General features: G+C 70.3%; 15 protein-coding genes and 1 pseudogene. 7 read left to right on the top strand and 9 right to left on the bottom strand.

The annotated features are described in order from the left end of the window. Positions 1-709, top strand: a pseudogene (locus tag H958_RS48040) (hypothetical protein); the annotation flags it as partial. A gap of 257 nt (positions 710-966) precedes the next feature. Here the strand turns inward: H958_RS48040 and H958_RS45730 are convergent. Further along, the gene (locus tag H958_RS45730) at positions 967-1,518 is read right to left on the bottom strand and encodes a CGNR zinc finger domain-containing protein (protein WP_081686564.1); all 552 of its coding nucleotides are present in this window, start codon (positions 1,516-1,518) and stop codon (positions 967-969) included. Positions 1,519-1,781: 263 nt separating this feature from the next. Between H958_RS45730 and H958_RS48625 the strand changes: the two genes are divergently transcribed. Continuing rightward, on the top strand, positions 1,782-2,015 hold the full coding sequence (locus H958_RS48625) for a hypothetical protein (protein ID WP_156028479.1): 234 nt from the start codon (positions 1,782-1,784) through the stop codon (positions 2,013-2,015). Positions 2,016-2,462: 447 nt separating this feature from the next. Further along, positions 2,463-2,765, top strand: a complete 303-nt coding sequence (locus H958_RS0133475) for a hypothetical protein (protein WP_028061841.1) — start codon at positions 2,463-2,465, stop codon at positions 2,763-2,765. Between the two features lie 135 nt (positions 2,766-2,900). Here H958_RS0133475 and H958_RS47170 read toward each other — a convergent pair whose 3' ends face one another. Both H958_RS47170 and H958_RS42360 read right to left on the bottom strand, forming a co-directional pair. After that, complete coding sequence (locus H958_RS47170) at positions 2,901-3,065, bottom strand: hypothetical protein (protein ID WP_156028480.1); 165 nt, start codon at positions 3,063-3,065, stop codon at positions 2,901-2,903. A gap of 318 nt (positions 3,066-3,383) precedes the next feature. Further along, entirely contained in the window at positions 3,384-4,274 is an 891-nt protein-coding gene (locus H958_RS42360) for a helix-turn-helix transcriptional regulator (protein WP_051325179.1), read from the bottom strand. Positions 4,275-4,378: 104 nt separating this feature from the next. Between H958_RS42360 and H958_RS0133490 the strand changes: the two genes are divergently transcribed. Continuing rightward, entirely contained in the window at positions 4,379-5,299 is a 921-nt protein-coding gene (locus tag H958_RS0133490; RefSeq protein ID WP_028061842.1) for an SDR family NAD(P)-dependent oxidoreductase, read from the top strand. 140 nt (positions 5,300-5,439) lie between these two features. On the opposite strand, the gene H958_RS0133495 is transcribed toward H958_RS0133490, so the two are convergent. Next, positions 5,440-6,087 (bottom strand): dihydrofolate reductase family protein, encoded by a 648-nt coding sequence (locus H958_RS0133495; protein WP_028061843.1) that lies wholly within the window; start codon positions 6,085-6,087, stop codon positions 5,440-5,442. Positions 6,088-6,203: 116 nt separating this feature from the next. Here H958_RS0133495 and H958_RS47175 point away from each other — a divergent pair, with 116 nt between their 5' ends. Beyond that, entirely contained in the window at positions 6,204-6,362 is a 159-nt protein-coding gene (locus H958_RS47175; RefSeq protein ID WP_196807702.1) for a hypothetical protein, read from the top strand. Positions 6,363-6,493: 131 nt separating this feature from the next. On the opposite strand, the gene H958_RS0133505 is transcribed toward H958_RS47175, so the two are convergent. Continuing rightward, a complete protein-coding gene (locus H958_RS0133505) occupies positions 6,494-7,198 on the bottom strand; it encodes a hypothetical protein (protein ID WP_028061844.1) in 705 nt (234 codons plus the stop codon). A gap of 12 nt (positions 7,199-7,210) precedes the next feature. Further along, on the bottom strand, positions 7,211-8,065 hold the full coding sequence (locus H958_RS0133510) for a class II glutamine amidotransferase (protein WP_028061845.1): 855 nt from the start codon (positions 8,063-8,065) through the stop codon (positions 7,211-7,213). Between the two features lie 559 nt (positions 8,066-8,624). Between H958_RS0133510 and H958_RS0133520 the strand changes: the two genes are divergently transcribed. Continuing rightward, on the top strand, positions 8,625-10,097 hold the full coding sequence (locus H958_RS0133520) for a DUF2252 domain-containing protein (protein WP_081686551.1): 1,473 nt from the start codon (positions 8,625-8,627) through the stop codon (positions 10,095-10,097). Positions 10,098-10,230: 133 nt separating this feature from the next. Here the strand turns inward: H958_RS0133520 and H958_RS0133525 are convergent, their stop codons facing one another. The 3 genes from H958_RS0133525 to H958_RS47180 form a co-directional block, all read right to left on the bottom strand. Next, positions 10,231-11,226 carry a 1-acyl-sn-glycerol-3-phosphate acyltransferase gene (locus H958_RS0133525; RefSeq protein ID WP_028061847.1) on the bottom strand — a complete coding sequence of 332 codons (996 nt, stop codon included), beginning with the start codon at positions 11,224-11,226 and terminating at the stop codon, positions 10,231-10,233. Beyond that, on the bottom strand, positions 11,223-12,062 hold the full coding sequence (locus H958_RS0133530; protein ID WP_028061848.1) for a patatin-like phospholipase family protein: 840 nt from the start codon (positions 12,060-12,062) through the stop codon (positions 11,223-11,225). The genes H958_RS0133525 and H958_RS0133530 overlap by 4 nt, the downstream gene beginning before the upstream one ends. Positions 12,063-12,224: 162 nt before the next feature. Continuing rightward, a complete protein-coding gene (locus H958_RS47180; RefSeq protein ID WP_156028482.1) occupies positions 12,225-12,389 on the bottom strand; it encodes a hypothetical protein in 165 nt (54 codons plus the stop codon). A 155-nt stretch (positions 12,390-12,544) separates the two neighbouring features. On the opposite strand from H958_RS47180, the gene H958_RS44635 reads away from it, so the two are divergent. Continuing rightward, positions 12,545-13,237: a hypothetical protein gene (locus tag H958_RS44635; protein WP_028061849.1), complete on the top strand. Its 693-nt coding sequence runs from the start codon at positions 12,545-12,547 to the stop codon at positions 13,235-13,237. The last annotated feature ends 1 nt before the right edge of the window (position 13,238 follow it).

Consider the following 13,238-nt stretch of genomic DNA (forward strand, 5'->3'; position numbering starts at 1 on the left):
GCAGGACGTCACCGTCCCCACCTACCTCGGCTGCGCGCCGAGCAAGACGTTCTACGACCACATCGGCATCGCCGACATCGCAATCGCCCCCGACGCGTCGTTCTCCGGAAGCGCCACGCAGGAAGGCATCCTCGCCGGTTACGCAGCGACGTTCACCTACACCTTCAGCGGCCACCTCCACGGCACTGTCACGGGCGGTGCCGCCCGCTTCGCCGGCACCTTCCGCGAAGACATCGCCTACGACGACGGCACGTCGCGCTCCTGCACGACCGACGACCAAGCGTGGTACGCGACCCGGGAAGCGCAGGGGACCCAGTCTGCTTCGGCGCCCGCCGGGACCTACTCCGGCCGGACCCCGGAGCAGGCCGTCTTCTCGTTCCAGGTCTCGAACGACGGCACCGACGTGCTGAGCGTGACGGTCCCGACCTACCTTGGCTGCACGCCGAGCAAGACGTTCTACGACCACATCACCATCGCCGACATCCCACTCGCGGCCGACGGTTCATTCGCCGGCACGGTGCCCGTGAGCGGCGTGTTCTCCGGCCACACGGCGACGTTCACCTACACGTTCAGCGGGCGCGTCCACGGCACCGCCTCGACGGGCGTGACCCGGATCGCGGGCACGTACCGGGAGGACATCGCCTACACCGACGGCGTCGCGTACAGTTGCACGACGAACGACCAGGCGTGGTCCGCGCTCCACTCCTGAAGCGCTGGGCGATGAATCCGGTGCAACCAGCGCCTCGGCGAGCTCGCGGCGATGTCGTCGAGGTCGGCGAGCAGGCGACGCATGACGGCCGCCCCTCGCGCATGGCGCAAGCGACGGTATTCGAGCTCGCCCTCTCGGAACGCCGCGCCGTGCCTATGCACCGCGTGCACCGGTTCGAGTTGCGTGGCACTTCTGCTGGTCGTCTCGAGCGGGGATGTGTGCCGGCGTCAGGCCTGCGCGGTCGCCCGCAAGTTCGTTCAGCCCTCGCTCGGGGGTTCGACCTCTGTTCTCGCATGACGTGCGCGGTGACGACGCACCTTGCTTCGGTTGCCGCAGGCGTCCATCGTGCACCATCGGCGCGTGCCGTTGCGCGAGGCGTCTAGAAACCAGAGGATGCAGTTCTCTTCGGCGCAGCGGCGGATGCGCTGTGGCCTGTGCCGAAGGAGTGCGACGAGGTCGTGGGCAGCCAGCCAGGCTATGCGCCAGCGCTCTTCATCGACCTGCACGACGGACTCGGGGCCGTCGGCTCCGAGGCGGTCGCGCAGGTGGCCTCGGGCCAGCAGGGCGTTCAGGGCGTCGTGGGCGGCTGGTTGATCCGGCGCCAGCAGGGCTTGGCGGATCGCCTCGCGTCCCTCGCGAAGGACCGGCCCAAGCTGTTCGGCCGAGCACGGGGAGCGCAGATCGCGCTCGTCCAGCCAGGCAGCGACGCCCGCGGGGTCGGCGAGTGCGTCGACGGTGCGCCCATCGTTCACCCACAGCGTGTTGAGCAGGTCGAGGGGCAACGGCTCGCCGATCAACGGGCGGTCCATGGCCACAGTGTAACCGACGTAGCGTCGGACGCCAGGAAGCGCTGATCGGCCAATGTCCGCAGATGGGCCTTGACGAAGAGCGCATGTTCCGGCTATAGTTGTTTTGCAGGTTACATCGATCGACAAGAGAGCGGGCATGGCCAAGACCACGCCATGCCCACCGGCCTCGACGTCAGAACCCTCGCGCCAAAGCGTGCATCGGCGGCCCTGCTTGCACCGATCGAAGTCATGAATGTTTGAGTATGTGAAAGCGCAGGTTCGACATGAAGCCGACACGAATGCGTCTTACGCGGGTCGCGGCCGCCCTCAGTACGATCGCCATCGCCGCCGTGATGTCCACTGTGCGCGCCGGCACCGCCGCCGCCGACCCCGGTGCCGGGCAGGGAACCGCAGTAAGTGGGCCGACGTACATCACCACCGCCCCGTCCACAATCATCAACACGAATATCCAGGTCTCCGACGGCGACATCTCAATGGGAGACCAAACCGCCTCGTGATGGTCCGCCGTTGCCGCGGGGGCGCAGGCACCGCTGCTTCATTTGACAAGCGGGCGTCGGGACGACCACCAGAAACGCCGCGCGGCTCGACCGCGTGAGCGCGGTGCATAGGTACGGCGCCGGCGGCCCCCGAGATCCCCATCGGCCGAAGCTCGAGCATCATCGCGATCGCCATCGCGTGAAGGCAGCGGCGTGCCCCTCGTCTCAAGTGCTCCAGGACGCAGGCACGCCTGAGCGCGACCGTGCATCGGCTCCGCGTTGGCGCAGGAGCCCCGCAGGCGCCCGCGCCATCTCGTGTAAGCCGGAGCCGGCTACGTAGACGTCGGCTCGGTACCCGAACGGGGCGTACCGTCCTGCTGCACCCCCATCTCGACTCCGCTTAATCCAGCCGGACGCCACGTGTCAGTGGCAACCGTGGCGCGTGGCCGGGCCACTACAGTCGCCCGCGTGGACGCCGAGGAGCATCACCGCTGGTGGAAGCAGACGGGCCGCCGTCACGTCAACCAGATCCTCCACGACGACTGGAACCCCATCGGGTTCGAGCTGCCCGACGACGAGTACTCGAGCTACGCCGCAACCGTCGGTCGTCTGCTCCGAGAAGGCGCCGGCGCCGATGAAGTCTCCGCGTTCCTCGCCAACGCCCGAGAGCACATGGGGCTTCAGCGAGAAGACGTCGACGACCGAACCGACAGACGCATCGCGACGTCATTGCGCGCGTGGTATCGAGATCGGATGCGCGAACGCGAATGATCTCGCGCCCATGCAGACGCGCAGCGGATCCTCGCCCGTCGTTTGCGCGACGGCCTCAGGCGCAAGCAGCGGTGTGCTCGGGGAGCGGCGGCGCACCACGGCAGGGTCGCATGGGAAGCGAGCAGCCCTCGATGCTCAGTTCGGCTCGGGTTTTGCGATCGCGTTGAGTGGCGGGAGGAATCCGGCGACGCCCTCGTGCGCACTCGCCTCGAGCATGGTCGGAGGGAGATCGTGGCCGCGCATCGCGTCGGAGATGTCGCTGGTGTCGTTGCGCCACAGCTCAGACAGGTGGCTGGCCATCTCAGACGAAGGTCGTGAGCGCTGTGTGCTCGGCCGCGGGCGGGCACCGCTGACCGGCGCATCGAGAATCGCGTGGCCGTTGGCTTCGGCGTGGCGGGCGAGCTCGACCGCCGCCTCGGGTCGCCGTACGCCACGCTCTCGCAGCGCTCATGGCAGGCGTCGCCGAGCGCCGGGCAGGAGCGCTCGTTTCGCGCCCAGACGCGCAACGGCCACCCGGCCTCGGCGATCGCCCTTGCCGTCGGGGCCCTTGCTCGCCCACCCGACGAAGCCGACTGTGATTCGTGGTCATGCGTCCGAGTCTGCGCCGGACGCGACCCGCTAGGCAGAGGCCCCCGGTTCCCTAGGAACGAGACGGCCAGGCTCGCCGTGCCCAGGCGAAGACGCGGCCATGCTCGCGAGCAGCTGCAGAGTATGTGCCGACGAGCTCGCGGGCTCGGCGTGGTAGATCACGAGCGTCACGCCCTCACCGCCGGCGATCGCCAGCTTCTCGTAGCGCAGCACGAGCTGCCCGACCTGCGGGTGCTCGATCGGCGTGATCCCGCCGGAGGCGCGTGGTTGCACGTCATGACGTGCCCACAAGCGCCGGAACTCCTCGCTGCGCACCGACAGCTCCCCGACAAGCTGCTCGAACGGCGGGTCCTCAGGCTGGGCGCCGACCTGCGTGCGCAAGTGGGCGACCACGCTCTGCGCGATCTTGAGCCAGCCGTTGCCGTACAGCTCGCGCACGCCCGGGTCAAGGAAGGTCGCCCGCACGAGGTTGACGCCGGGCGTGTAGATCGGCGAGAGCGCGTGAGCCAATGGATTGGCGGCCAGGACGTCCATCAGCCGCCCGTGGACGAACGCCGGCGTCGCCGGCCACGACGCAAGCAACTGCACGATTCCCTCCGGAGCACGCTCCGGCTTCGGCTTGCGCCGCGCTCGCGGTCGCGGTCGCGCGGGCTGACCGAGCGCATGCAGATGCTCGGTGGCGTGCTCGTCGAGCTGCAGAGCCCGCGCCAGCGCATCGAGGACCTGCGTCGACGGGTGGTGGTCGCGGCCCTGCTCGAGGCGGACGAGATAATCGGTGCTCACACCGGCCAGCAGCGCAAGCTCCTCGCGGCGAAGGCCCGGGACGCGCCGGCGGCCGAAACGCGGGAGGCCGACGTCTTCCGGCGCGAGCAGCTCGCGCCGTGCGCGCAGGAACTCGCCGAGATGCTGCGCGGGGTTCATCACCGTGCACGGTACCCCCGGCCGGTGCGCCGAGGGTGGCCCTGATATTCCCAGGAAGCGTGGGGATCTGGTTGCCGGTGACTCCCCGGCGAACACTGGCGGCCATGACCCTCATCAGCACCCCCTTCGGCTTCTCCTCCACCGCCGCCGAGGTGGCGGCGGGTATCGACCTGACCGGCAAGCGCGCGATCGTGACGGGCGCCTCTTCGGGCATCGGCATCGAGACCGCCCGCGCGCTCGCAGGCGCCGGCGCCCAGGTCACCCTCGCCGTCCGCGACACCGACGCCGGTGCCAAGACGGCCGCGGACATCGAGACGACGACCGGCCGCGACGACGTCGCCGTCGCCGCGCTCGAGCTGACCGACCCGGCCTCCGCGGCCGCGTTCACGGCGGCCTGGGACGGACCGCTCGACATCCTCATCAACAACGCGGGCGTCATGATGTCGCCTGAGCAGCGCACCCCCCAAGGATGGGAGCTGCAGCTCGCCACCAATCACCTTGGTCACTTCGCGCTCGCATGCGCGCTCCACGACGCGCTCGCCGCCGCCGGCTCCGCCCGAATCGTGGTCGTCAGCTCGATCGGGCACCTCTACTCCCCGGTCGTCCTCGACGACCTGCACTTCCGCTTCCGACCCTACGACCCGCTGCTCGCCTACGGTCAGTCCAAGACCGCGGCCATCCTGTTCGCCGTCGGCGCGACCGCCCGCTGGGCCGCGGACAAGATCACCGCCAACGCGCTGAATCCGGGTGCGATCGCCACCAACCTGCAGCGACATGTCGGCGGCAAGCTCGTCACTCCGCCCGAGCGACGGAAGACCCCCGAGCAGGGCGCCGCCACCTCGGTGCTGCTCGCAACGTCCCCGGATCTCGAGGGCATTGGCGGCCGCTACTTCGACAACTGCAACGAAGCCCCGACCGTCGACCATCGCGACGCCGCGGGGACCGGCGTCGCGTCCTACGCCCTCGACCCCGCCAACGCGCACCGGCTGTGGGACGCCTCGGAAGCTCTCCTGGACCACGCGTGAGCCGTCGCCTCACGCCCGAGAACGCGCGAAGGGAGTGCCGGGCCTGAGGCTGACGGCGATCGACACCTGCTCGCTATCGCGACGTGCGAAATCCGAGCGTCACTCGCCGCGCTCGATTCACGGCCGCTCGCCGACCCCCTTCATCTCACGCTCCTGTACTTGAGGTGGGTGACGCCGGGCGCCTCGACGGCCCGGACCTGCTCGAGCTGCACCTCCGCGTCCCCGAGGTTGTCGAAGAGGCGAGCACCGTCGCCGAGCACCACCGGAACGACGTGGAGCTCAAGTTCGTCCAGCAGTCCCGCTGCCAGGTACTGCTGCGCGACCTTGCCGCCGCCCCAAAGCATGACGTCTTTGCCGCCGGCGGCCTCCCTTGCCTGGTCGAGCGCGGACTTGATTCCGTCGGTGACGAAGTGGAACGTGGTCCCTCCCTCCATCACCACGGGATCACGCGGGTGATGGGTGAGAATGAACACGGGGCAGTGGTAGGGAGGCTCGTCGCCCCACCAGCCCGTCCACTGCTCGTCGCCCCAGGGACCACCGCCGATCGGGCCGAACATGTTTCGACCCATCAGGCCGGCCCCGACGTTCTCGAGCGATTCCTCGAATACCCGTGTGCTCTCGTTCACCTCGCCGCCTTGCTTGCCGTGGGATCGGCGCCAGGCGGCCAGCGGAACCACCCAATCGTGGAGCCGCTCGCCGCCCTCGCCGAGCGGGTTCTCCTCGCTCTGGTTCGGGCCGGCGACGAAACCGTCCAGCGATATCGAGATCTGACACCTCAGCTTGCTCATCGTGCCTCCTCGGTAGGCGGCCGCTGTGGCCGCAGGTTCTTTTTCCATGCCTATTGACCCGTCCGCGCCGGAAAACTCATCGCGCTCCGCCCGGCGGCCTGAGCATGGACGGAGGCGTGCTGCGGATCTGGCGCGACCACCCCGGCTTCTCGCAGCGCTTCACGGGCACGCTCGAGGACGGCGGCGACACGATCACGGGGCAGTGGGAGCTCTCGCGCGACGGCGAGACCTGGGCCGACGACCTCGAGATCACGTTCCGCCGCGCGCCTGCGTGACGCGCGCGGTTCCCCACCGCCTTTCCGGTCGACTTTCACTCTTGGGTCTGGCGAGACGCCGACGACGGTCTGCTCACCTGAACGGAGCCAACATGGCTGCGTCCGCTTCTCCTGTGCTCTGGCTGGTGTCGCTATCCAGGCGGTCCGGGAAGGCGGAGCAGCTGCATCACCGCGAATGCCAGCAGCAGTCCTCCGGCGCCGATCAGCGCCATCCGCGCTTGGCGAATCCGGAAGTGGCCGCTGATCCCCACCAGGAACAGCACGGTCGCAAGGAATACGGTCGCGCGGATGTACTTGTCCTCCGTCGCACCCGCCTTGGCCCCGCCGGCGAACTCGGCGTCGGCCCGCGCGTCGTAGGCCTTCGCGGCGGCCTGCTGGGAAATGACGTATTGCGGCATGTAGGCGGGCCCTGGAGGGGCGTTTGAATTGTGTTCAGGATCTGTCGCCAGCCAAGCGTTGAACGCCGGGCGATATCCAGGACGCATCCGCTTTTCGGCCAACCGCTCGTCGTTGGCGCTTCCGGCGGTGAAGGCGGTGAACCAGGCATTGAAGGAGGCGGAGTCCTGTGCGCGGGTCACGATTGCCTCGGTGTCGGCGCGGTTTGCCTTCGTGCGTGCCGCCGATGCGCCGGCGAGGGTCACCGACGACTCCGTGCCCCACTTCGCCGCGGCGTAGCCCGAGTACGCGGCGAGGACGGCCACCAGCGACAACAGCAGGGCTTCGACGATCGACAACCACCGATCGTGCCGATCATGTTCGGTGTCGGCGGCGACGGTGTGCTGCTTGTGCTCGGCGATCTCCTTGCCGACCTCGCCGGGTGAGAGACCCTCAGGCACGGCTCAGTCGTGTCACGCGCGGACCGGCACGGGGGTTGTCGGGGCCTTGGGCTCGAACGGCCGTATCTCAGCGCGGTCTGGGCCGACGATGCCGTAGGTGGATTCGGGTACCTCGTTCCAGACTCCGGCGACGTCGCCGAGGGGTTCGGAGACGATCAGCCGCGCGTTGTCGGAGACCTCTTGGAAGAGTTGCCGTGTGGGGTAGAGCGTCCGCAGGGTGGGAACGTCGGTGGTGTAGAACAGCGAGCGCGAGTTCTTCTCGCTGGAGTACCGGAACGCCCAGATGGTCTCGCCGTCGGTGGTCGCAATCGTGCCCTGGAACGGGTTTGGCACCCCGTGGTGAGCGGCGACCGCTTCGACGAGTCCGATCGCCCGCTCGACGGCGGCCGCCGGGTCGTCCTCGAGCCCGAGCGTGAGGGCGAGAAAGAAGAGCAGCTCGGTGTCGGCCTGACCCCGGATCTCTGGGTAGAGCGATGGGTCGACCGCGAGGACGAGGTCGCGCTTGATCGTGGCGAACCCGTTGATGTAGCCGTTGTGCATGAACAGCCAGCGGCCGTGGCGGAAGGGGTGACAGTTGGTCTGCTGCACGGCGCTGCCGATCGCGGCCCGGATATGCGTGAAGAACAACGGGGAGCTGATGTGGCCGGCGAGTTCGCGCAGGTTGCTGTCGTTCCAGGCCGGCTCGGTGCTGCGGAAGACCCCCGGCGTGTCCGGAGCGCCATACCAGCCGACGCCGAACCCGTCGCCGTTGGTCGGCTCGGCCCCGAGGTGCGAGTGCAGGCTTTGGCCGACGAGCGAGTTGGGCCCCTCGTAGAGCGCCTCTTGGATCAGGATCGGGGAGCCGGAGTATGCGAGCCAGCGGCACATTTGCCACGCCCTTTCGTCGGAGCGCCGGAGCCGTGTTCACGCGCGCGGTCGCGCCATCGCGGCGAGCCGACACCGCGCGTGGAGCAGGCCGAGCGCCTAGCGATCAGATGGTCGAGACTCCCGGCCGGACGCGAGTCATCCGAATCGGATGATCCCCCCGCCCCAGCATGCGCCCGCAGGTCGTGTGAAGGCGCCGCGCTCGTCGCGCGTAGTGGGATTCCAGACTTCGGCTCTTCGCCTGGTGTCGGCTCGGGTCGCGAACGAGCTCTTCGGTGGGAGTCACGAGACGATCGGGTTGGACAGGTCTCCGGTCCCGAACGTTCTTGCCGTCGTGGATTTCGTCCCGTTCGGGTGATGCCGGCGATCCGGCGGCGCGTTGGAATCGGGAGCTTCCCGGCCGATGGTGCCGAGACGGCTTCGCTGAGCTCATGCGCACGTGGCTGCTCGACCTGACGAGGAGCAAGACGCAGATGGCGATGCCGAACGCAGTGACACAGCCCGGGTTGCTCGCCCACCGCGTTGCTCGCGCCGGCCGGCCCGGCAAGCGAGGAGGAGCCTGATGAACACGGCCACTGCCACACACAACGGCCCCGCGGGCGACGGCGCGGATGCGCGGCGTACGCGCGTGGAGATGGGCCGCGTCGCGCATTTCACGAGGGCGGAGCGGGAAGCGCGAGGGAAGGCGGCGCGCGCCGAAGTGCCGCGCTCGTCGCACGCCGCGTGGGAGCCGGCGCCGGGCCGGCGCGATCCCGTCGACGTGCTCGAAGAGCAGGCGCAGACGCGCGTGCCGGAGTTGGTGCCGATCCGCTACGGGCGCATGCTCGTCTCGCCGTTCACGTTCTACCGCGGCGCCGCCGCCCTGATGGCGGCCGACCTCGCCGGCACGCCGCGCACGGGGCTGCACGTGCAGCTCTGCGGCGATGCGCATCTGTCGAACTTCGGCGCGTTCGCGGCTCCCGATCGGCGGCTGGTGTTCAGCGTCAACGATTTCGACGAGACGCTGCCCGGGCCGTTTGAGTGGGACGTCAAGCGGCTCGTGGCGAGCTTCGCGGTCGCCGGCCGCGATCGCGGATTCGACGCCAAGCCGCGCGAAGCGGTCGAGCTCGCGGCCGGGCGGTCATATCGCGAGGCGATGCGCGAGTTCGCCGAGATGCGGGCGCTCGAGCTCTGGTATGCCCGCATCGACGTCGAGGACCTGGCCAGGCAGTGGGCCGCGCAAGCGACCACCAAGCAGCGCAAGCGCTTCGATCGCAACGTCGCCAAGGCGCGTACGAAGGACAGCATGCGGGCGTTCGACCGGCTGACCCACCTCGTCGACGGCCATCCTCGGATCGTCAGCGACCCGCCGCTGATGGTGCCGATCGAGGAGCTGGTCTCCCCAGAGCAGCGCGTCGTGCTCGACGACGCGCAGCGGAAGCTGATCCGCGCCTACCGCGGCACGCTGCCCAGCGACCGTCGCCGCCTGCTCGAGCGCTTCCGCTACGTGCACACGGCGCGCAAGGTGGTCGGCGTCGGCAGCGTCGGCACGCGCGCGTGGATCGTGCTGATGCTCGGCCACGACGACGGCGACCCGCTGTTCCTGCAGTGCAAGGAGGCCGAGCGCTCCGTGCTCGAGCCGTTCCTCGGCAACAGCGAGTTCGCCAACCACGGACAACGAGTCGTCGAGGGGCAGCGGCTGATGCAGTCCGCCAGCGACATCATGCTCGGCTGGCTGCGCACGCCCGGCATCGACGGGGTCGAGCGCGACTTCTACATCCGCCAACTGTGGGACGGCAAGGGCTCCGCGATCATCGAGACGATGAACCCGGCCGCAATGGCCGAGTACGCGCGAGTCTGCGGCTGGACGCTCGCGCGCGCCCACGCACGCTCCGGCGACGCCGTGGCGATCGCCGGCTACCTCGGTTCAGGCGACGGATTCGACCGCGCGATGGCGTCGTTCGCCGAGACCTACGCCGACCAGAACGACGCCGACTACGCCGCGCTCCGGCACGCGGCCGACGCCGGCAGGATCGCCGTCGAAACGGGGCTGTAGCGCGCCCGGCGCCTGCGGCCCGCTCACCAGTACGCGCGGCGCCGCCGGGATCGAGATGCCACCGACCGGAACGCGACATCCGAAGCCGCGGGAACCATCCGGAAGCGGTTACTCATCGTAAGTGGAGTACCCCTTAGCGGGCGGTGGCCACTCCCACAGGTCGCTTTCCGACCCACTCGTCGAGCGTCCGCCACCAGTCGAAGAGCCAGTCGATTCGCGCCTGCTCGTCCACCGGGATCGCGGCGGCCGGAACCAGCCACAGCGCGACCGTGACGACCTTCGCGTCGGGCAACGTCCGCCACGTCTCGCGCAGCGACTGCGGGAAGCCTTGGTGGGCGACGAACACGACGTCGGCCTGCGGCGCGGCGGCGATCGCGGCGAGCGCGCCGCCCGGCCGCGGCGCGGCGACGTGGCGCATCGCGCGCGCCGAGGCCGCCTCCTCGAAGTGACCCCGCCGCTCCAGCCGCTCGATGCTCTCCCGCCGCCGCCGCGCCGAGAAGTTGCCGCCCTCCGGGAAGATCAGCACCGCGTCGCGCGGGCCGAGACCGCCGCTCATCGCAGCGATCTCCGTCTCGGTCTCGCCGCCGCGGGGGTCGACGAAGCGGTTGGGCAGACGGCGGCCTAGCACCGCGATCAGCGGATCCAGACGCAACGTCTCGTGCATGACGACCCGCGGGCGCCGGCCGTAGCGGCTGAGCAGGTGGTCGAGCACGAGCAGCGAGTCGCCCTCGCCCGAGTGCATGCTCAGCACGATCACCGGCCGCTCGCCCGCGCGCAGCGCCGCCTCGGCCTCCGGTCCGTGCACCTCGACGCGCGTGCGTCCGGCGCGCAGCGCCGCACGCGCGATCCCGCCGACGAACCAGCGAAGGACGCGATAGTGCGCGCCGAGCAGGCGACGCCCGCGTACGCGTCCGGCGGCCCACAGCCCACCGCACGCGGCGAGCCCGGCGAGATGCCGGCTGACGTAGACGAGCAGGAACGCCAGCAGCCGCAGGGGGCGCCGGCCGCCGAACAGCGGTGAGAGGATCGCGGCCACGGCGGCCAGCACCGGCGAAGCGGCGAGCGTGACCAGCTCGCCGACCAGCACGAGCGGCGCGATCACGCGCCGGCGGACGAGGCGCAGCGTCATCGGCCGAGCTCCTCGAGGTAGGCCAGCGACGCGCGATACGCCCGCTCGATGCTCTCCGCAACGCCGCTCGAAGGTCGGTAGCGCAGCTGCGAGAGGTCGTTGTACCGCGGCGCCTCGGGCTGCCCGGTCGGCATCACATGGATCGCGATCGAGCCGGGCAGCGACTCCAGGTCGCCGAGGAAGCGATGGCGACGGGCGATCTCGAATGCGACGAGCCCGACCTCCCACGGCCACCTCGGCGGCGTCAGCGCGCGATCCAGGCGGCCGACGTGCAGCACGTAGATCTCCATCGCGCCCAGCTGCGCCGCCCGCCCCACGGGAATGCTGTTGACGATCCCTCCGTCGAGGAAGTGCTCCGCACCGACCCGCACCGGCGGCAGGATCCCCGGCACCGCGGCCGACGCGAGCACCGCGTCGACCAACGGCCCCTCGGTGAACCAGTGCTCAGCTGAGCGCTCGATGCTGGCCGCCACGCACTGGAAGCGGACGGGCAGCGCCTCGATCGTGGCGACCGGGAGGCCCGCGGTCAGCAGGTCCCGCAAGCGATCGTTCCCGTGCAGGTGCGTACCCGTGCGCGCAAGCGTCCCGAGCCGGCGCAACAGCGAGCCCGCGAACAGGTCACCGCGCTCGATCGCCGACCAGATCTCGGTCAGCCGCGCCACCATCGCGACGCTCGGCTCCGCGGCCACCGCGGCGCCGTTGATCGCGCCGACGGACGTCCCGACCACGAGGTCGGGCACGATCGCGCGCTCGAGCAGCGCGCGCAACATCCCGACCTCATGTGCGCCCAGCTGACCGCCACCGCCCAACACGAACGCGACCGTTTCGCCCCCCACGCCACGGGGCCTACCCGCATCTCACCACGACAAGCCCGCGCGAACGCCACTGCCGCTCTGCCCGCGCTCGAGGCCCGCGGGCTGTGCGCGTGGGCGCCGCCCGAGGACCAGTTGCAACGCCCGGCTGATGGGGCGTCCGCGCGCCTCCGCTCACGAGGCTGGTCAGGCCCCCACCGGCTCCAGGTCCTCGTCGCGATCGGCGACGACGAGCTGGATGTCAGCGCGCGGACGCATTCTCGGGCTACCCGCCGGCCCGGCCCAGGAACCGAGCCGCGCCATCTCGTCGCGCGGGCACTCGGCCGCGGCGGTGAGCCGATCGCCGATCACGGCCCGCCGCCGCCGTGCACGCCGCGCACGCGGCTGGCTAAGAGCGCACCGACGGCTCGCGCTGCACGGCCTGTGCGTCGTGTGTACCGCGCGGGCCGTGTCCATCCTTTGGTCGTGTGCTGCCGCCGCGGTCCGGGGGTAGGTTCAGGCGCTTGATGGATCGCAACGACGTCAACGACCGCAACGGCGCATCCGCCCGCATCGCTGCGGACTCGCCATGGCACAAGCTGCGCGAGGCCGAGCGCCAGATCTCTCGGCTGTTCGCCGAGCGTCCACAAGCGACGGTGCGCGAGATCGCCCCCGACCTCGAGCGGCTTGCCCGAGCGATCGCCGATGTCCGCGAGGAACTCGGGACACCCGCAGACCGAGCGCGCCACGAGCGGCACCAGACGCGCCATGAACGGGTCGCGGACGCCCTCCTCCCTGCGGACGTCGCGCCGCCATCGTCGATGCCCGGCTGGCGACGATCCGCCGACGCGCGGCTCGCACTCGTGCGCGAGTGGGGCGCGTGGAGCGCCGACGAGCTTGCCGACCGGGCGGGGTCGGCAGCGGCCAACGGCTCGGCGCTCGCCGCTGCCTGGCGAAGCGTGGGACGCGTGATCGGCGTCGAGTGGAGAGGCCGCACGATCTACCCGGCCTTCCAGTTCGCCCCCGACGGCCAGCCGCGGGCGGTGATCGGCCGCGTGGTGTCGCACCTGCGGCGCGCCGGCCTGAGCGACTGGCAGATCGCGCTCTGGTTCACGAGCCCGACCCGCTGGCTCGACGACCGCCGTCCGGTTGACCTCCTCGAGGATGAGCCGGCGGCGGTCGAGGGCGCGGCAGCAGGGTTCGACGAGCGCCCGGTCTGAG

The organism is Candidatus Solirubrobacter pratensis (assembly GCF_000425945.1).
Taxonomy (GTDB): Bacteria; Actinomycetota; Thermoleophilia; order Solirubrobacterales; family Solirubrobacteraceae; genus Solirubrobacter; species Solirubrobacter pratensis.